The sequence below is a fragment of the Pseudomonas sp. G7(2022) genome, from assembly GCF_052660475.1.
Map to the genome: position 1 here is coordinate 4,765,470 of NZ_CP109659.1, position 17,518 is coordinate 4,782,987.

The 17,518-nt window shown below is 53.6% G+C and carries 20 protein-coding genes; 11 read left to right on the plus strand and 9 right to left on the minus strand.

Annotation, left to right across the window (positions count from 1 at the left end; genetic code table 11):
- Window positions 1-52 precede the first annotated feature (52 nt).
- Window positions 53-778, plus strand: a complete 726-nt coding sequence (locus NE357_RS21770) for an SDR family oxidoreductase (RefSeq protein WP_169431564.1) — start codon at window positions 53-55, stop codon at window positions 776-778.
- Between the two features lie 188 nt (window positions 779-966).
- On the opposite strand, the gene NE357_RS21775 is transcribed toward NE357_RS21770, so the two are convergent.
- The 3 genes from NE357_RS21775 to NE357_RS21785 are packed head-to-tail and all read right to left on the minus strand — an operon-like array spanning window position 967 to window position 3,014.
- The gene (locus tag NE357_RS21775) at window positions 967-2,211 is read right to left on the minus strand and encodes an RNA polymerase sigma factor (protein ID WP_169431565.1); all 1,245 of its coding nucleotides are present in this window, start codon (window positions 2,209-2,211) and stop codon (window positions 967-969) included.
- On the minus strand, window positions 2,204-2,548 hold the full coding sequence (locus tag NE357_RS21780; RefSeq protein ID WP_007951101.1) for a YciI family protein: 345 nt from the start codon (window positions 2,546-2,548) through the stop codon (window positions 2,204-2,206). The genes NE357_RS21775 and NE357_RS21780 overlap by 8 nt, the downstream gene beginning before the upstream one ends.
- Before the next feature lie 40 nt (window positions 2,549-2,588).
- Entirely contained in the window at window positions 2,589-3,014 is a 426-nt protein-coding gene (locus NE357_RS21785; RefSeq protein ID WP_169431566.1) for a YybH family protein, read from the minus strand.
- A gap of 141 nt (window positions 3,015-3,155) precedes the next feature.
- Between NE357_RS21785 and NE357_RS21790 the strand changes: the two genes are divergently transcribed.
- The 3 genes from NE357_RS21790 to NE357_RS21800 all read left to right on the plus strand — a co-directional run bounded on the left by NE357_RS21790 (window position 3,156) and on the right by NE357_RS21800 (window position 5,546).
- A complete protein-coding gene (locus NE357_RS21790) occupies window positions 3,156-3,641 on the plus strand; it encodes a GNAT family N-acetyltransferase (RefSeq protein WP_169431567.1) in 486 nt (161 codons plus the stop codon).
- Window positions 3,642-3,658: 17 nt separating this feature from the next.
- Window positions 3,659-4,264: a pyridoxamine 5'-phosphate oxidase family protein gene (locus NE357_RS21795; protein ID WP_169431568.1), complete on the plus strand. Its 606-nt coding sequence runs from the start codon at window positions 3,659-3,661 to the stop codon at window positions 4,262-4,264.
- A gap of 223 nt (window positions 4,265-4,487) precedes the next feature.
- The gene (locus NE357_RS21800; RefSeq protein ID WP_169431569.1) at window positions 4,488-5,546 is read left to right on the plus strand and encodes a hypothetical protein; all 1,059 of its coding nucleotides are present in this window, start codon (window positions 4,488-4,490) and stop codon (window positions 5,544-5,546) included.
- A gap of 123 nt (window positions 5,547-5,669) precedes the next feature.
- On the opposite strand, the gene NE357_RS21805 is transcribed toward NE357_RS21800, so the two are convergent.
- A complete protein-coding gene (locus NE357_RS21805) occupies window positions 5,670-5,951 on the minus strand; it encodes a hypothetical protein (RefSeq protein ID WP_445576633.1) in 282 nt (93 codons plus the stop codon).
- A gap of 337 nt (window positions 5,952-6,288) precedes the next feature.
- Between NE357_RS21805 and NE357_RS21810 the strand changes: the two genes are divergently transcribed.
- The 5 genes from NE357_RS21810 to NE357_RS21830 all read left to right on the plus strand — a co-directional run bounded on the left by NE357_RS21810 (window position 6,289) and on the right by NE357_RS21830 (window position 10,715).
- Complete coding sequence (locus NE357_RS21810; RefSeq protein WP_249314449.1) at window positions 6,289-6,909, plus strand: MATE family efflux transporter; 621 nt, start codon at window positions 6,289-6,291, stop codon at window positions 6,907-6,909.
- 278 nt (window positions 6,910-7,187) lie between these two features.
- Window positions 7,188-8,039: a hypothetical protein gene (locus NE357_RS21815; protein WP_243433417.1), complete on the plus strand. Its 852-nt coding sequence runs from the start codon at window positions 7,188-7,190 to the stop codon at window positions 8,037-8,039.
- The gene (locus NE357_RS21820) at window positions 8,036-8,872 is read left to right on the plus strand and encodes an inositol monophosphatase family protein (protein WP_169431572.1); all 837 of its coding nucleotides are present in this window, start codon (window positions 8,036-8,038) and stop codon (window positions 8,870-8,872) included. Before NE357_RS21815 ends, NE357_RS21820 begins: the two co-directional genes overlap by 4 nt.
- Before the next feature lie 23 nt (window positions 8,873-8,895).
- Window positions 8,896-10,032: a radical SAM protein gene (locus NE357_RS21825; RefSeq protein ID WP_169431573.1), complete on the plus strand. Its 1,137-nt coding sequence runs from the start codon at window positions 8,896-8,898 to the stop codon at window positions 10,030-10,032.
- Window positions 10,029-10,715, plus strand: a complete 687-nt coding sequence (locus tag NE357_RS21830; protein WP_169431574.1) for a dTMP kinase — start codon at window positions 10,029-10,031, stop codon at window positions 10,713-10,715. The genes NE357_RS21825 and NE357_RS21830 overlap by 4 nt, the downstream gene beginning before the upstream one ends.
- 75 nt (window positions 10,716-10,790) lie before the next feature.
- Here NE357_RS21830 and NE357_RS21835 read toward each other — a convergent pair whose 3' ends face one another.
- From NE357_RS21835 to NE357_RS21845, 3 genes are all read right to left on the minus strand, one after another.
- Window positions 10,791-11,279 (minus strand): GNAT family N-acetyltransferase, encoded by a 489-nt coding sequence (locus tag NE357_RS21835; RefSeq protein WP_169431575.1) that lies wholly within the window; start codon window positions 11,277-11,279, stop codon window positions 10,791-10,793.
- A 317-nt stretch (window positions 11,280-11,596) separates the two neighbouring features.
- Complete coding sequence (locus NE357_RS21840) at window positions 11,597-12,091, minus strand: GyrI-like domain-containing protein (RefSeq protein WP_169431576.1); 495 nt, start codon at window positions 12,089-12,091, stop codon at window positions 11,597-11,599.
- A gap of 68 nt (window positions 12,092-12,159) precedes the next feature.
- On the minus strand, window positions 12,160-12,822 hold the full coding sequence (locus tag NE357_RS21845) for a LysE family translocator (protein ID WP_039766147.1): 663 nt from the start codon (window positions 12,820-12,822) through the stop codon (window positions 12,160-12,162).
- 139 nt (window positions 12,823-12,961) lie between these two features.
- Here NE357_RS21845 and alaC point away from each other — a divergent pair, with 139 nt between their 5' ends.
- On the plus strand, window positions 12,962-14,173 hold the full coding sequence (alaC, locus tag NE357_RS21850; protein WP_102687281.1) for an alanine transaminase: 1,212 nt from the start codon (window positions 12,962-12,964) through the stop codon (window positions 14,171-14,173).
- A gap of 128 nt (window positions 14,174-14,301) precedes the next feature.
- Here alaC and NE357_RS21855 read toward each other — a convergent pair whose 3' ends face one another.
- Both NE357_RS21855 and NE357_RS21860 read right to left on the minus strand, forming a co-directional pair.
- A complete protein-coding gene (locus tag NE357_RS21855) occupies window positions 14,302-15,654 on the minus strand; it encodes a GntP family permease (protein WP_169431577.1) in 1,353 nt (450 codons plus the stop codon).
- A gap of 82 nt (window positions 15,655-15,736) precedes the next feature.
- Window positions 15,737-16,270, minus strand: coding sequence for a gluconokinase (locus NE357_RS21860; protein WP_064598881.1), 534 nt, complete (start codon window positions 16,268-16,270; stop codon window positions 15,737-15,739).
- Between the two features lie 216 nt (window positions 16,271-16,486).
- Between NE357_RS21860 and NE357_RS21865 the strand changes: the two genes are divergently transcribed.
- The gene (locus tag NE357_RS21865; protein ID WP_007951123.1) at window positions 16,487-17,518 is read left to right on the plus strand and encodes a LacI family DNA-binding transcriptional regulator; all 1,032 of its coding nucleotides are present in this window, start codon (window positions 16,487-16,489) and stop codon (window positions 17,516-17,518) included.

Below are 17,518 nucleotides of genomic sequence, written 5' to 3' on the forward strand. Positions count from 1 at the left end.
ATACTGCGTCCCGAATCTGGTTATTTGTTTTTCTTATCTCAGGAGTTCAACCATGAGCAAGCCATTGATCATCATCACCGGCGCCAGCTCGGGCATCGGCGAAGCCACCGCCCGCCGCTTGAGCGCTGCCGGCCATCCGCTGCTGTTGCTGGCCCGGCGCATCGAACGCCTCGAAGCACTGGCCCTGCCGAACACACTCAGCCGCCGCGTCGACATCACCGACCGCGCCGCATTGCTGGCCGCCGTGGCCGAAGCGGAAGCGCAGTTCGGCCCGGCCGATGCGCTGATCAACAACGCCGGGGTGATGCTGTTGGGCGAGATGAGCAAACAGGACCCGGCGCAGTGGGACCAGATGCTCGACGTCAACGTGAAGGGTTTGCTCAACGGCGTGCACGCGGTGGTCGCCGGGATGATCGAGCGCAAGCAGGGCACCATCATCAACGTCAGCTCGGTGGCCGGGCGCAAGACGTTCCCGAACCATGTGGCGTATGTCGGCACCAAGTTTGCGGTGCATGGATTGTCGGAAAACCTGCGTGAAGAGTTGTCGCCGCATAACGTGCGGGTGACCACGATTGCGCCGGGTGCGGTGGAGACCGAATTGTTGAGCCACACCACGGACGAGGCGATCAAGACCGGGTATCAGGCTTGGAAGCAGGACATGGGTGGGACGGTGTTGAGCGCCGAAGATGTGGCTACGGCGATTGCCTATGCGTATGGGCAGCCGCAGGGGGTTTGTATTCGGGAGATTGTGATGGCTGCGACTCGGCAACAGGCCTAAAGGCGAAAGGCAAAATCAAAAGCGCCCTCACCCTAACCCTCTCCCGGAGGGAGAGGGGACTGACCGGGGTGTCTTACGTAATACGCCGATCTGCAAGACCGAGCCGATTATGGATTCACGGAAATTCGTTCAGCTCGGTGGTTTTCTGCAATATACCCGGATCGGTCCCCTCTCCCTCCGGGAGAGGGCTAGGGTGAGGGCAAGCGGTCCAAAGCCATGAGCCGCCCTTCAATAAACCGCCGCTCCGGCTCTTGCCGGGTCAATTCCAAGGCACGCCGGTAAGCCGCCCGCGCCTCTTCAACCCGCCCCAACTGCCGACAAAACTCCGCCCGCGCCGAATGCGCCAGGTGGTAATCCTGCAACTCCCCACGGTCCAGAATTCCCTCGATCAAGGTCAACCCGGCCAGCGCCCCGTCCCGCTTGGCCACCGCCACCGCCCGGTTCAACTCGATCACCGGCGACGGCACCGCCCGCAGCAACACGTCATACAGCCCGACGATCTGCGCCCAGTCCGTCTCCCCCGCCGTCGGCGCTTCGGCGTGCACCGCCGCTATCGCCGCTTGCAGGCAATACGGTCCGAAGCGTCCGGTGGTCAGCGCTTTTTCCACCAGATCGCAGCCTTCGGCAATCAGCTCGGCATTCCACAATCCGCGATCCTGATCATCCAGCAAAATCAACTCACCATCGGGCGATGAGCGCGCCGACCGCCGCGATTCATGCAGCAACATCAGCGCCAGCAACCCCATGACTTCCGGGTCCGGCAACAACTCCAGCAGCAACCGCCCGAGGCGAATCGCCTCGCGGGTCAAATCCTCGCGGGTCACCTGGGCGCCGCCGGACGCCGAATAGCCCTCGTTGAACACCAGATAAATCACCCGCAGCACACTGTCGAGGCGTTCGGGCAATTCGCTCAAACTCGGGACTTGATAAGGGATTTTCGCATCGCGAATCTTCGCCTTGGCCCGCACGATGCGCTGGGCAATCGCTGCCGGGGCCGAGAGAAATGCGCGGGCGATTTCTTCAGTGGTGAGGTCGCAGACTTCACGCAGGGTCAGCGGCACTTGCGCGTCGGCCGCCAGCGCCGGGTGGCAGCAGGTGAAGATCAGGCGCAGGCGATCGTCTTCCACGTCTTCAACGTCCCATTCGGACTGTTCCAGCTCTTCCAGTTGCGCCAGCAACAACGGCTGCGAGGCCTTGAACCGTGCGCGCCGGCGCAACACGTCAATGGCCTTGAAGCGCCCGGTGGACACCAGCCACGCACGCGGGTTATCCGGCACACCATCGCGCTGCCAGCGTTCGACCGCGACGAAGAACGCCTCGTGCAAGGCTTCTTCGGCGAGGTCGAAATCGCCGAGCAGACGGATCAGGGTCGCGAGGATCCGCCGCGAGTCTTCGCGGTAGACCTGCGCGACCCGTGCCGCGACCTCAGACATTCAACTGCCGCACGGGACGCACTTCGACACTGCCGACCCGGGCCGCCGGAATGTTGCCGGCGACCTGAATCGCTTCGTTGAGGTCCCGTGCGTCGATCAGGTAGAAACCGGCCAGTTGCTCCTTGGTCTCGGCGAACGGGCCGTCGGTGATCGACAACTTGCCGTTGCGCATGCGCACCGTGGTGGCGGTCTGCACCGACTCCAGTGCTTCGGCGGCAACCATCCGGCCGCTGCCCTGGATCGACTCGGCGTAGGCCCAGCATTCGGCGTCTTCCGGGCTGTCGGGCGAGGAATGCAGCAGGCGCTCATCGCTGTAGACCAGGCATAAATACTTCATGGCGTTCTCCTGAATCGGACGGATCAACTATGGCTGAAGATCAGGGTTTCGCATCAAACAGCGTCGAGCCGGTCATCGGATCGAACGGTGCCGACCAGTGTTCGTGGGCAATTTTCCATGCCCCGCCGACCAGCCGATAGCAGGCGGTGGCGCGCATCCAGCAACTCTGGGTTTCGCCCTTGTCATTGGTCCCGCCGCAATTGGCGACCCAGTGGGCGAAGGCGATGTTGTCGCCTGTTTCGATCGCGATTTCGTGGAACTCGAAGATGTGCGGGCCGGGGCACATTTCCATGCAATCCACCCAGTGTGCGCGATAGGCCTCTTTGCCCTTGAATTGCAGGGCCTTGATCGCATCGAACGAGAGGATGTCGTCGGCGTACAGCGCCATGACTTTCTCGACGTCCTTGGTCATGACGGCTTCGCGGTAGGTGTTGATCAGGGTCTGGATATCGCTTTGTGCGCTCATGGTGTTCTCCGTATTTTTTGTTGTGAAGACACCCTTTGTCGTTCGGCGATTTGCCGGATCGACAGCTGAAACAAAAAAAATCCAGAGAACGCAAAGTCGCTAGAATCCGAGGCTCATCTTTGTAGGAAAAAGGAAATTCCCTTGTCAGCCAAACTCGTGCCGTACGAGAGCCTTAACGCCTTGCAGCGTCAGCAGGTCGAAGCGATTGAAATCCACGCCGAGCAGATCAAATTCTCCGGCGACATCCACGGTGCATTGCACACCCTGCTGTCGAAACCCGGCCCCGGCGTGAAGGGTTTTGCGCTGCTAGCCGAAGAAGTGCCGGTGGCGTTCCTGCTGCTCAAGCGCCCGCCGGTGTTGCCGGAATGGGCCAATGAACACAGCGCCACCCTGCATGCACTGCAAGTCGATCACCGCGCACAGGGCAAGGGTTATGGCAAGGCTTGCCTGCTGGCGTTGCCGGACGTTGCGCGCCAGGCCTGGCCGGAAATCAAAGGACTGGAACTGTCGGTGGACGCCGACAACGACGCCGCGATTGCGCTGTACGCCAAGTACGGTTTCGTCGACAGCGGTGAAGCGTACAAGGGCCGCATCGGCTACGAGCGGCGCATGGGGCTGTTCTTCTAATCGTCGAGAGATCAACGATGATCGATTCAATCCAAGCGCTGGAAGCCATTTACGGATTGCCCCACGAACGGGCGGTACGCAAGCAGATCGGTTTTCTCAACGAGGACTATCAGGCGATGGTGCGGGTCTCGCCGCTGGTGATTGTCAGCTCGGTTGGCGCCGACGGCATCGACGGCTCCCCGCGCGGCGATGCGCCGGGTTTTGTGCGGATCATCGACGAGCGCACCCTGGCCCTGCCGGATCGCCCGGGGAACAACCGCATCGATACCCTGCGCAACGTGCTGCACGATCCGCGAGTGTCGCTGTTGTTCATCATTCCGGGGATTGGCGAGACGTTGCGGGTCAATGGCACCGCGACCATCAGCGCTGATCCCGAGTTACTGGAAAGCTTCGCGGTCAACGGCAAACCGGCGCGCACGGTGTTGCTGGTGACGGTGGAGGCGGCGTTCTTTCATTGCTCGAAAGCGTTCGTGCGTTCGGATGCGTGGAATCCGCAAACCCATCTGCCGCGCTCGGCGCTGCCGACGGCGGGCGCGTTTCACAAGCGTCTGAATGATGGGCAGTTTGATGCCGAGGCTTATGATCGCGAGGCCCCGATCAGAGTGCGCGATAGTCTCTATTAAGAAAAAATCTCAGCCAAAGCTCCTACTGATTCTGCGGAAGCTATCTATAGGAGTTTAATTATCTAAAAGAGAATTTTCCTTCACTAAAAATACTCTCGCCCTTCAACAACTTGTAGGGCGTTTCTGATTTTGGATCCAAATATTGACGAAAGACCTAAGTAAAAACTAGGGTTTCTTCATGAGCGAGGCTTACAGAAAATTTAAATAAACGGGATATCCAAAAATGGAAACATTAATAACAACATCAAAATCCTCTATTACGGAAAACACCATAACAATTTTAGATGGGCATTTATCACTACCAAAAAGCTATTTACTCGAAAAAGCTTATCTAGAACACACAAGCACACTGATTGTATCAGGCTCTTTAATTGAGGGAATCGGAACGATTCACTCTGATATCGACTGCATTATCATTTGCGAAAAACGCCCCAAAGCACAAAATATGAAACACATCGGGCACGCGTTTGTCACCGACAGTAACTATCGACATATTACCAAAGATGAAGACGTCCATAATACAACCAACTTCTACGGCGACACCAGTATTCACATTGATGCCGACTATGTAACGTATTCAGAAATAGATAATATTTTTTTAAAAATCGAAAAAACATTTGAAGAAATCACCTCTGACCAACGTTTCCTCTACGCTCCCGTTTTGACAAACACAGAAAACAATGTAATCCATAGGCTAATAATTGGTCACGCCCTGAGCAATCATGAAAAATTCTCTCAACTTAAATCAAGAATTCCCCTAGAGAAACATATTTACTTAGCTCATCGCGAAAAGCTTCCAGTTTTCTATGCCTTTCAGGATATTCAAGGTTGCTGGCAATCAGAAAATCTATGGATGGGTTGTGAGATAGCTCGAGACATGATGTTTAAAACCGCAATGAGTTTCACCTACCTTACGGGTACAACAAACAAACATTATAAGTGGGTATACTCAAACATGTACCGCATTGAAGGATTTGATGAGATCAAGAATAAATTCTTCGCACTAGCCAGACAAGGTTCCAGCACAAGAGACGAATGCAGATCGTACATTCAAGAAACCCTCAAATATATGGATCTGCTATTTTTAGAAATTGAAAAAACTCTAAACAACTCAAAAATATATCCAACTGCAGAACAGTCTCTCGCTGCCCTCGACAATGAATTCAATGAGCGCAAGCAGACCACACACAAAGTTTCAATGTGCGAATACTATTTCAGAAAAAAATACTTTGCCGCAAAAGACACTCCGCCGCTTTTGAGTTTACTGAAAGAGTGGGAATAAAGCGCCTTTACAACACCACACTTGTTAATTGGTGCTACTCGCTGGCGGCCCGCTTATGGAAATTTACAAAATAGCAATTCCGCTCATATTCTCTAGATTGGGCGACATGACAGCTTCACTGATCTACTTTTCCTTCGCTGGCCACTTTATCGTTGACTCACTTGATTCCGCTTCATTTGCCTTGGCATCAATATCGTTTATTACTGTCATCGGTATCGGATTTTTTTCTCCAACACTAATCAAGATAGCGGGATCAAATAATCTAAACACAAACAACATAAAATCCGAAATAACAATATCACTAAGGCTCTCGATTTTATTTGGAGCCCTGATCATATCTATGATTTCTTTTGCGCACACAATCGCGCTTACGCCAATGACAAACCTAACCAACACGGAAGACATCCAAGCACTGCTGTTAATATCCCTATCAATTCCAGCCATATACCTACAGGTTACAATATTCAATTTTTTTAACGGAGTACAAAAAACACACTACGAAGTAATTTATACGTGGACATTTAACATTTGCCTCACTTCAGCCTGCATAATCTTGATTAACACGAACTCGGCAATCACGCTACCTGACTTCATACTCATATATTCTTGCTTACGATGTGCTTTCGCAACCCTCGCACTTTTCTACTTCAACTCTAAAATCCACCTGTATATAAAAAACTTCCAGAAAGCCATACAAATACCGAAAGAACAGTATCTTAAGTATATAGCTCGAGGTTTGCCAATGGCCTTATGCTTTGGGGGTGAAAGCTTTCTATTTTTCATATTATCATTCATTTCGAAAAACTTAGGTGAAAACAATTTATCCGCCTACCAAGCCTCACTACACTTTATAAGCATCATATATATGATATCAATTGGAATAGGGAATGCGACTGGGCTTATCGCCGCCCGTCAATTTACCAGAAGGGATTTAGGATCGCTTAAAAAAACTTATATCCAAGGACTAAAATCAGGCCTATTAGCACTAACGCCCTTTTTGCTAGCCAGTGTCCTTTGGAAAGAAAACATTTCCATGACCTATACGTCAGATTCAACGATCAGGAAACTAATTGAAACCAATACTCTTTACTCGATTCCTTTTTTAACTTTTGAATTCATCTATGTTTTAACCAGGACGATTTTGAGGAGCATGGACGATTTCTGGGTTCCCACACTTCTAACTATTCTGACGCTGAACATTTTTGGCATTACCCTTTGCGCAATTCTTCTAAATTTTTACCGCAACATACATTCTATATTTATAACCTTAATAATCTGCTCATTCATTCTGATGCTGGCAATGTTTTGGCGATTGACATTTTTATTGAAAACACACAGCAACCAGCCAATAGGTAAACTTTAGATACTTGATCCCGCTTTTACTAATTCACAACGCAAGTTAAAACATCTAACCGATTGCATTTTCGTGAGACTCCAAACATGAATCATGCTAGCGCGTTACCTTTGCTCTACAACTCGCACTTAAATTCCACAACCATTATCAGCGAACATCACGCATGGAGAACTCTGACCGGTTTACAAACCAGTGATTATTACGCTTACCGCAAAGCACTAATGAACGGGTGCCATCTCCAGAGAGCCTCCTTTGAACTCCGCCATCCAGAAGTCATGGTTTGCGACTTGAGCAACCTCGACCCAATTTATGATGGCATGTCAGACGAAGAGATAATACGAATATGGGAGTACTTAAACTCAAGGACAACCCAATTACAATCATCTGACATTTGCAAGATAAAGGGAGATGGTCTCTCACCAGAACTAGCCGTGTCAGGACCTTCCAAAGCCAAATTATTAGATTTCAAGAGCGACCTGATTAAAGAAGCACTCGCGACATCCCACCAGCCTTTCCCCTGCGTAAAGCCAACGAATAGAGGCCTTACAAAAACCAGACTGCTAATAGATACTGATAATGAAACCTTGGATTTCCACAATAAATTCTGCGCCTTCTACAGCAAATACATTTCTTATGAACACTGGGATAGCAGTCTTGCTCTCAATACCAGATACATCTATGACGACCACTCTATCTGGCTAAAAATCAAAAACATATCAAAAAATAAGCTCTTTTTATTATCAGCCGGCCTACCACTTGCACTTGGATATCTGGCAGCTACCAAAGATACAGATATATTCTTTTCTGAAATTCATCGCCAAAATGACCCGAGCCTTCTAACTAGAGATGAAAATTTTCTAGACATATTCCCCCATATAACTTCGCCGAATGATTCATGGCTGATTATAGACAAGGCCTATACCGGCGGAAGCCTCAGGCAAGCGGCGAATATGATCAGAAAGAAACTTGGTTATAATTTCGAAGTTAAAACACTAGCACTTTTCCCCAAAACCTTCAGCGCCTTTATGAGTGCAGACTACGCCGTTTACGCAGGAAAACTATTCGACGTAAAAGTCTACGCATCTAAACTCAATCGGAAAAACTGGCATACGCAATTAATATCTGAGAAGTCGGTATGAGAGCACTATTCAAGCGTGAATACATTCCAGAACTGGAAGTAAGTCTTTATGAAGCCAGAAAGCAGTTACGGCGCTATTGGGCCGGCACATTGTCCAGTCTTCCAGAATTTAACAAAACCAATACAGACCAGCATTTCAACCAAACACAATACGACATAAATTGCCAAAACATACTCTTTAGTTGCCTGTCAAAATCTCGTCTCAAAATGACAATTTACTCAGAAGAAAGCACTTCACCAATAAAACTTGGAGATCACGGTGACCTTTACGCTCTGATTGACCCCCTAGATGGCACACACAATGCGCTTATGGGTTTCCCGAACTACACATCTAGTGTTGCCATCTATCATGGTAACGAGTACGTATTTGGATGGATTTACGACATCTCTAGAGATTTAGTCTATACCGCTGCGCTTGGTGAAGGAGCGTATCTTCAGTCCGCAATAATTGTGAAACGGTTAACCACTCGAAAAACCGAATCATTAGAACAAATGCGACTTTCATTTCACCGTCCTCGTGGCAGTAAAGAAAGACATAAAATAGAACGGCTTTTATGGTCAGCGGACAAAGTTCGTATTTACTCTTGCTCTTCGTTAGAAATCTGCCTGATTGCTGCTGGGGTTCTTGATGCGTTTATTGATATCGGTTCACCTGGGCACGAGAGAAGCTGTGATATTGCGGCGGCAGAACTTATTTTGAGAGAGTCAGGCGGAGCATTATTCGATGAAAAAGGTCACTCAAGGCATTGCTTACCGCCATCCGTAGAAGCCCTGAAGGATAATGGAACATTGATTGCCTTATCTTCAGAAGATCTAATAAAAATATTCTTGTAGTGCAATTAACTGGAAGCCGAATCATGCTATTCGATACAGTAAAATTGAAACTCGCCCTACTGGCTAACGGCGTTAATTTCAGCAGGGATTTCTTAGAGCATTTCCAAACAGAGGTGAATCATATTGAAAAAAGACGTGCATACGGAACAGGTGACAGCGTCATAATCAACCCAACGATCCGAACCCCACAAGAAATTGTTCTTGATGGCGATATCATTACTGCCGCCAACTACAACCCACACTCAAAATACAAAATCATCTTAGAGCGAAACACTCCCGCACTAAGCTACAATAAAAACATCATTGACATTACTTTTCCAGCCAGGCCTAAATCTTACGGAAAAATCTTAAGTAATGGCGAGTTATTTGAAAAACATCTGACTATATATGGAAATTCTACGCTTGGAATTTTCTCCCCCGGCCATTGCTACTACTTCAATGACGGTCATGAGTGTAAATTTTGCTCTCTGGGTTCAGCTCGAGAAAGCCTGTCAGATCATAGAATGCGAATTAAGGGCGACATCGCTGGAGAAGCAGTAGCGATGGCTGTCAAAGATGAGAGTCGCCGATACCGAAGAGTCTTATTGAACGGAGGTACAATCCCTAACTACGACAAAGGGTATGGGATGCATATCGATTTGCTGAATAGAGTAAAAGAAAAGAATGCACATAACCACTTGGACTACCACTTGATTTCTATGCCACCCAAAGACTTCCGTCTTTTCGAAAAATTCAAGGCTGTCGGCAATAATATGTCAATGAGCCTGGAGGTATTCAACCCTGGACTTTTTTCAGAAGTATGCCCAGGCAAATCTCGTGACTACACTCGGGATCGTTTCCTCGAAGCTTTTGAAGCCGCTGTAGAAACTCTCGGGCGCGGCAACGTATATGCCGGATTCGTTGCCGGAATGGAGCCATTAGAGTCAATCATAGAGGGTATCGAATACTTTGGTCAGATGGGCGTAGTTCCAGCAGTGGCAGCATTTCACCCAGATGCTAGCTCGCAATACAGTGCGAGAAAACGACCTTCCGTAGAGTTTCTGAGTTCAATTGGTAAAAAGATGTCAGAAATTTATCAAAGAGAAGGATTTCGACCATTGATAGAGGGTAGCGGTAGAAACTCTCTAGATACTGAGGCTTACCTAGGAGCGTTCGCATGAACTACACCTCAGAGCAAGGAATATTTATCGCATTTGAAGGAACGGATGGTGCAGGAAAGTCTACTATCGCAAGAGCAACATACGAAATCCTCTCCCAATCTAATATAGATTTGCACTACGTCGACAAAAACCGCCCACCCGTTTCTTCAGGATATACCGAATACCACATGTCACGACTGCGGGAAGTTCTTTGGGACTATCCGGACAACGCCCCTCTTGAGCAATTAGGCGACAAACACTGGATGAGCCTTATAACTGCATGGTTTCAAGCGACAGACCATGCTGCTATATCTCCAATAGTTAGCTCTGGCGAAAATTGCATCGCAGATGGCTGGTACCACAAATACCTAGCGCGCTTCTTGCTTAAAAGTACAGATTTAGCAGAAGAAGCCCTAACAGTATTTTCAACAATTAGAAAGCCAGACTTCGTGATTTTCCTCGATATTGACCCAGCTCTCGCGGCACAAAGAAAGGGATCGTTCCGTCTAAGCGAGAGCGGAGCTTATGACGGTGGCAATGAGGATCGCCTTAAAAGTTTCATTGCATATCAGAACCGAGTCCGATCCAGTTATGAGCGCTGTGGTTTGGCAAATTGGGTGGTGATTGACACCACCGATTTAAGTGAAGAGGCAGTACTTGATAGAGCGGTAGGCGCGGTACAAAAAATCCTTATTAAAAACTAGAAATCCCGCCTACCCGGGTGAGTGCATGACACGTACAAATGAGTAACCAATCTCCCACAGGGGTTTAGTGTTGGCTCACAGAGTGAGGATCATCTCGTGCCACGCCATCCCGCCGTGGTCGGACTCGGACGGTTTGATGTAGGCAAAACCGAACCCGGCGTACAGCGGGATGTGCCGTTCCTTGCACATCAGGTGAATCGTTGCCCTGCCCTGCTCGCGCATGCGTTCGATGAACTCGCCCAGCAGGCGCTTGGCCAGCCCCAGGCCCTGATAATCCGGGTGCACCACCACCGACATGATCACCACGTTCGGCCCGGCCGGGTCGTGGCCGATCAGTTCCTTGAACGCCTCGTCGGACATCTGCACATCAAATGCCGCGCCGGAGTTGATGAAGCCGGCCACCTGCCCGTCCACTTCGGCGACGATGAAACCGTCCGGCCAGGTGGCGATGCGCGTGGCGATCTTCTCGCGGGTCGCGGCTTCGTCGCCTTCGTAGGCGAGGGTTTCGATGGCGTAGCAGCGGTCCAGGTCGGCGGCGGTGACGTGGCGGATGACGGTGTTCATGGCGGCTCGAAATCAGTGAAAACAAGGCCGCCAAGGATAAAGGAATAAGGTGTTCATATCGATCCGCACGGGCAGCGTAAAGCCTGCGTATAAGCGCTTTTCTTCGCAATCGGGACGGTCTATTCCTGAGCACTGTCTCTGATCACCCGAAGGGGAAACAGCTTATGAGCAGCGTGGAAATCGGTTTGTTGATGGTGTTGGGCATCAGCTTTTTCGGCTTCATCACCTTGGGCATCGACCTGTTGCGGGCGCGACGGATCAAGGGCAAGTAAGACTGGACCGGCAGCGCGAAACGGGTTCGCGCTGCCGGTTGTAGATCAGGTTTTCTTTTCCACCGGGACGCAGATTTCCAGCTTGCCGGTGTTGGTTTTGGGATTGAAATCGGCGCTGTAGCGTTCCAGCTCCGGGGCGTTGAGCCCTTTGTACTCGGACGCCGGCAGCCAGGTGTTGTAGATGTAATCAATGGTCTGCGGCAGCTGATCCAGCGAACCCTTGTGTTCGAACACCGCGTACTGGCGCGGCAGGACTTCGATCCACGGATACTTTTCCTGCGGGAAGTCGTCCAGCTTGCGGATTTCGACTCCGGCCATGTAATCGAAACCGCCGTTGCCGTCGAAATTGCTGCAAACGCCGTAGGTCAATTCGCCCTTCTGCCCCGGAATGTTTCCGATGTGCGGGATCAATTTTTCCCACAGCGCAGGGATGTCCTGAACGGTCTCTTTGGTGAAGCGATCGCGAAAACCTGCAATCAGCAGGAAGTGTCCATGTTCGAAGCGAGGTTCAGCCACTTCGACGCGTTTTTGCTCATCCATGACTCGACTCCTTGAACGAAAAAAGTGGGTTCGGCTGGGAGTATAGAAGCCAAACCCGATTCGCACATTTACAGCGTATGCAGGGCCTCGGCGGCGCCGGAACCGACGAACTCGTTATAGCCCGATACGATCACGTAGACCGCGAAATAGCAGAAGATCGCTGCCGATGCCATGTAGGAATAGCGCAGCAGTTTGTCGCCCAGCAACTTGCCGCCATGGCTCGCGGCGAAACACAGCCCCGCCGACCACAGCAGCCCGGCGCACAGGAAGCCGCCAAGGAACAGCGCCGAGCTCAAAGGACCGCCGCCGCCGGAGCGGGCGATCAACGTACCGCCCACGGCCGCGAACCAGAGAATGGCGCTCGGCGACGACATGGCGAGAAAAATCCCACGGAAGAATTCCTTGCGATGGGAGTTCTGGCCAACCTCGGCGGTCGCCGCCAATTGCGCCTCGTGGTGGATCGCCGAATAGATCATCTTCGCCGCGAAGTAGATCAACAACGCCGAACCGCCGATCCACAGCACCCAGCGCACGGTTTCGTATTGCAGCAGAACGGTCATTCCGGCCAGCGCCAGCACCGCGTAGATCAGGTCGCCGACGCAGGTGCCGAGACCCAGTGCGAAGCCCTGAAAATAACCGCGCTGCATCGCCAGGGTAATCATCGCGATGTTGGCCACGCCGATATCCAGGCACAGCGAAAGGCTCAACAAAAAGCCGCTGGTGAATTCCATTAACCGTTTTCCTTGGGAAAAAATTGTTGTCGTGCACGCTGGACAGCCTGCCATCGCTGCCCTTATCTTCCGCCACAGGTCACCGCAGTGACCAGCGTCGCTCGGACGGTTCCGGGCGCTTACGTTATCCGAGGCAACAATGGCTGAACAAGGTTCGCCGCGCCGCTTTGCGCGCATAGATCGACTCCCCCCTTACGTTTTCAACATCACTGCCGAGCTGAAGATGGCCGCCCGACGTCGTGGCGAAGACATCATCGACTTGAGCATGGGCAACCCCGACGGCGCCACGCCGCCGCACATCGTTGAAAAACTGGTGCAGGTTGCACAACGCGAAGACACCCACGGTTACTCCACGTCCAAGGGCATTCCGCGCCTGCGTCGGGCGATTTCCAACTGGTACAAGGAACGCTACGAGGTCGAGATCGACCCGGAAAGCGAAGCCATCGTCACCATCGGTTCCAAGGAAGGCCTGGCGCACCTGATGCTGGCGACCCTGGATCAGGGCGACACCGTGCTGGTGCCGAACCCGAGCTACCCGATTCACATCTACGGTGCCGTGATTGCCGGCGCCCAGGTGCGGTCGGTGCCGCTGGTACCGGGCGTGGATTTCTTTGCCGAGCTGGAACGGGCGATTCGCGGCTCGATCCCGAAACCGAAGATGATGATCCTCGGCTTCCCGTCCAACCCCACCGCCCAGTGCGTGGAGCTGGATTTCTTCGAGCGGGTGATCGCCCTCGCCAAACAGTACGACGTGCTGGTGGTGCACGACCTGGCTTACGCCGACATCGTCTACGACGGCTGGAAAGCCCCGTCGATCATGCAGGTGCCGGGCGCCAAGGACATCGCGGTGGAGTTTTTCACCCTGTCCAAGAGCTACAACATGGCGGGCTGGCGCATTGGTTTCATGGTCGGCAACCCGGAACTGGTCAGCGCCCTGGCGCGAATCAAGAGCTACCACGACTATGGCACCTTCACCCCGCTGCAGGTGGCCGCAATTGCTGCGCTTGAAGGCGATCAGCAATGCGTGCGCGACATCGCCGAGCAATATCGCCAGCGTCGCAACGTACTGGTCAAAGGCCTGCATGAACTGGGCTGGATGGTCGAAAACCCGAAAGCCTCGATGTACGTCTGGGCGAAGATTCCCGACGCCTACGCCCATCTCGGTTCGCTGGAGTTCGCCAAGAAGCTGCTGGCCGAGGCCAAGGTCTGCGTCTCGCCGGGCGTTGGTTTCGGTGAGTACGGCGACGATCATGTGCGCTTCGCGCTGATCGAGAACCAGGACCGGATTCGCCAGGCCGTACGCGGGATTCGCGGGATGTTCCGGGCGGATGGCCTGGTGACCAAATCCTGACGCTGGGCACATAACACTGTGGGAGCGAGCCTGCTCGCGATTGCGGGCTGACATTCAACATTTTCATTGAATGTTATGCCCTCATCGCGAGCAGGCTCGCTCCCACATTTGTTTTGCGATGTGCCTGCTTAAACGAACAGCGACAACAACAGAATAAAGCCCAGGCCAACCACCGACAGGATGGTTTCCATCGCCGTCCAGGTCTTGAAGGTCTCGGCCACGGTCATGTTGAAGTACTGCTTCACCAGCCAGAAACCGGCATCGTTGACGTGGGACAGGATCAAGGAGCCGGCACCGGTGGCCAGCACCAGCAGCTCACGGTTCACGCCCGGGATCATCCCCACGACTGGCACCACAATACCCGCACCGGTGATGGTCGCCACGGTGGCCGAACCGGTCGCGATGCGGATCACCGCCGCCACCAGCCACGCCAGCAGGATCGGCGAGATCTGCGCGCTGACCGCCATGTGGCCGATCACGTCGCCCACACCGCTGGTCACCAGCATCTGCTTGAAGCCACCGCCGGCGCCGATGATCAGGATGATCGCGGCGGTTGGCGCCAGGCTGGCGTCGAGCCACTTGAGCATCTGTTGGGAACCGATGCCCTGCTTGGCGCCGAAGGTGTACAGCGACAGCAGCAATGCCAGCAGCAGCGCCGAAATCGGGTGACCGATCATGTCCATCCAGGTGCGGAAGAAATGACCGTCCGGCAGCGCCACATCAGCGAAGGTTTTCAGCAGCATCAGGAACACCGGCAGCAGCACGGTGACCAGGGTGATGCCGAAGCTTGGCAGTTTGGTCGAATCGGTTTCACGGGCCAGTTGATCGACCAGTTCCTGGTTCGGATGACCCGGGATGTGCTTGGCGATGAACGTACCGAAGATCGGACCGGCAATGATGGCGGTCGGCAGCGCGACGATCAGACCGTAGAGAATGGTCTTGCCGATGTCGGCACCGAACACGCCGATGGCCAGCAGCGGGCCCGGGTGCGGCGGCACCAGACCGTGCACGGCGGACAGGCCGGCGAGCAGCGGAATACCGATCTTGATGATCGACACACCGGTGCGGCGAGCGACGATGAACACCAGCGGAATCAGCAGCACGAAGCCGATTTCGAAGAACAGCGGAATGCCCACCAGGAACGCGGCGAACATCATCGCCCACTGAACCTTGTCCTTGCCGAAGGCGCGGATCAGGGTCTGGGCGATCTGATCGGCACCGCCGGATTCCGCCATCATTTTGCCGAGCATGGTGCCCAGCGCGAGGATGATGCCGACGAAACCGAGCACACCACCGAAGCCGTCCTGGAACGCCTTGATGATGGTGCCGATCGGCATGCCGGACGTCAGGCCGAGGAACGCGGCGGCGATGGTCAGGGCAATGAAGGGATGGAGCTTGAACTTGGTGATCAGGACGATAAGCCCGATCACCGTGACCACTGCATCAAGCAGCAGGTAGGCGTCATGGGACATGCCAAACATTGGGGGTGTCTCCTGGTTTGTTGTTGTTATTAAAGCGGGTTAATCAGAAGTCGAAAGGACAGCGCTATCTTCGCAATCACACTCATACCGCCTGTTTCAGGCCATGGGCCTGCCACCAGACGTGGGCTTGCGACGCCAGTTCTTCAACGCTGTGGATCGAAGCATTCAGGGCCAGGGTCAACGGCTCGCCCTTGGGCGATTCGAGGGTGGCGAACTGGCTTTCGATCAAGGTCGCCGGCATGAAGTGACCCGGACGGTGGGACACACGTTCGGCGGCCACTTCAGGCGTCAATTCGAGGAACACGAAGCCCAGACCCGGCAAGGCGCTACGCAGCACTTCGCGGTAACTGTGTTTGAGGGCCGAGCAGGTCAGCACCGGACGTTCGCCCAGGGCGTCGACGCGGCGCAGTTCATCGCACAGGCTGTCGAGCCAGCCGGCACGGTCTTCGTCGTTCAGGGGGATCCCCGCGCTCATCTTTTCGATGTTCGCGGCCGGATGGAAAGTATCGCCTTCAATGGCAGTGGCGCCGCTCAATTGGCACAGGGCCTCGCTGACGCACGTCTTGCCGCAACCGGCAACGCCCATGATGACCAGGGCGGTGATGGGATGATTCATGTAACACCTCAGCGCGCAGACAGCGCTACCTTTGCTAGCTATGACTCTAGTGCACAGGCAGAAGTTGCCGACGCCTTCTTGTCGTTTTTTTGGGTTGCAGCAGGTTTTGTCCGTACGCCAAAAAGCGAGGATCAGGCAGGACCTCGCTTACGCATTTGCAGCTGCATAAGGACAGCGCTACCTTAGTGCCTTGATTTTTGTTTGGCAAGCCGCCCGATGACCACCCCTAAAAACGATAAAAACACCCGCACCACCGGCCGTCCCACCCTCAATGAAGTCGCCCGGCTGGCCGGGGTCAGTCCGATTACCGCCTCGCGCGCCTTGCGCGGGGTCAGCACGGTTGCCACCGAGCTGGTGGAAAAAGTGCAAAAAGCCGCGCTGGAACTCAACTACGTGGTCAACCCCGCCGCCCGCGCCCTGGCCTCGGCCCAGAGCCATTCGGTGGTGGTGCTGGTGCCTTCGCTGTCCAACCTGCTGTTCATCGACACCCTGGAAGCCATTCATCGGGTGCTGACGCCCAAAGGCTTTGAAGTGTTGATCGGCAACTTCCACTACTCGCGCGATGAAGAAGAAAACCTGCTGCGCAACTACATGGCCTATCAGCCACGCGGTTTGCTGCTGACCGGCTTCGACCGCACCGAAAGTTCGCGACGGATGATCGAGGCCAGCAACATTCCCTGCGTGTACATGATGGAACTGGACAGCGCCGCCGGGGTGAACTGCGTCGGTTTCTCCCAACTCAGCGCCGGGGAAACCGCCGCCGAGCATTTGCTGTCCCGTGGCCGCAAGCGTCTGGCGTACATCGGCGCGCAGCTCGATCAGCGCACCCTGCTGCGCGGTGAAGGCTTTCGCAAGGCGTTGCAGAAGGCTGGTCGCTATGACCCGGATCTGGAAGTGCTGACACCGCGCTCATCGTCCGTGGGCCTGGGTGGCGAGTTGTTCCTGCAACTGCTGGCGGCGCACCCGGATGTCGATGCGATCTTCTTCGGCAATGACGACCTGGCCCAGGGCGCCCTGCTGGAAGCGCTGCGCAACGGAATCAAAATCCCCGAACAAGTGGCGATCCTCGGTTTCAACGACCTGCCGATGTCGGAGCACATGGTGCCGCGCCTGAGCAGCATCAACACGCCCCGCGAAGCGATCGGCAAGCGTGCGGCGGAGCAGATGCTGACGCTGATGGCCGGTAACAGCGTGGCGCGGCCGGTGGAGGACATGGGCTTCGAACTGAAGATTCGCGAGAGCACCTGA

Bases quoted from the DNA above. Each gene is read 5' to 3' on its own strand.
- NE357_RS21820 (WP_169431572.1), top strand. From the start codon at position 8,036: ATGAGAGCACTATTCAAGCGTGAATACATTCCAGAACTGGAAGTAAGT.
- NE357_RS21855 (WP_169431577.1), bottom strand. From the start codon at position 15,654: ATGTTTGGCATGTCCCATGACGCCTACCTGCTGCTTGATGCAGTGGTC.
- NE357_RS21865 (WP_007951123.1), top strand. From the start codon at position 16,487: ATGACCACCCCTAAAAACGATAAAAACACCCGCACCACCGGCCGTCCC.
- NE357_RS21770 (WP_169431564.1), top strand. From the start codon at position 53: ATGAGCAAGCCATTGATCATCATCACCGGCGCCAGCTCGGGCATCGGC.
- NE357_RS21795 (WP_169431568.1), top strand. From the start codon at position 3,659: ATGATCGATTCAATCCAAGCGCTGGAAGCCATTTACGGATTGCCCCAC.
- NE357_RS21805 (WP_445576633.1), bottom strand. From the start codon at position 5,951: ATGTCTTCCGTGTTGGTTAGGTTTGTCATTGGCGTAAGCGCGATTGTG.
- NE357_RS21785 (WP_169431566.1), bottom strand. From the start codon at position 3,014: ATGAGCGCACAAAGCGATATCCAGACCCTGATCAACACCTACCGCGAA.
- NE357_RS21845 (WP_039766147.1), bottom strand. From the start codon at position 12,822: ATGGAATTCACCAGCGGCTTTTTGTTGAGCCTTTCGCTGTGCCTGGAT.
- NE357_RS21775 (WP_169431565.1), bottom strand. From the start codon at position 2,211: ATGTCTGAGGTCGCGGCACGGGTCGCGCAGGTCTACCGCGAAGACTCG.
- NE357_RS21780 (WP_007951101.1), bottom strand. From the start codon at position 2,548: ATGAAGTATTTATGCCTGGTCTACAGCGATGAGCGCCTGCTGCATTCC.
- NE357_RS21800 (WP_169431569.1), top strand. From the start codon at position 4,488: ATGGAAACATTAATAACAACATCAAAATCCTCTATTACGGAAAACACC.
- NE357_RS21840 (WP_169431576.1), bottom strand. From the start codon at position 12,091: ATGGATGAGCAAAAACGCGTCGAAGTGGCTGAACCTCGCTTCGAACAT.
- NE357_RS21825 (WP_169431573.1), top strand. From the start codon at position 8,896: ATGCTATTCGATACAGTAAAATTGAAACTCGCCCTACTGGCTAACGGC.
- NE357_RS21810 (WP_249314449.1), top strand. From the start codon at position 6,289: ATGGCCTTATGCTTTGGGGGTGAAAGCTTTCTATTTTTCATATTATCA.
- NE357_RS21860 (WP_064598881.1), bottom strand. From the start codon at position 16,270: ATGAATCATCCCATCACCGCCCTGGTCATCATGGGCGTTGCCGGTTGC.
- NE357_RS21835 (WP_169431575.1), bottom strand. From the start codon at position 11,279: ATGAACACCGTCATCCGCCACGTCACCGCCGCCGACCTGGACCGCTGC.
- NE357_RS21830 (WP_169431574.1), top strand. From the start codon at position 10,029: ATGAACTACACCTCAGAGCAAGGAATATTTATCGCATTTGAAGGAACG.
- alaC (WP_102687281.1), top strand. From the start codon at position 12,962: ATGGCTGAACAAGGTTCGCCGCGCCGCTTTGCGCGCATAGATCGACTC.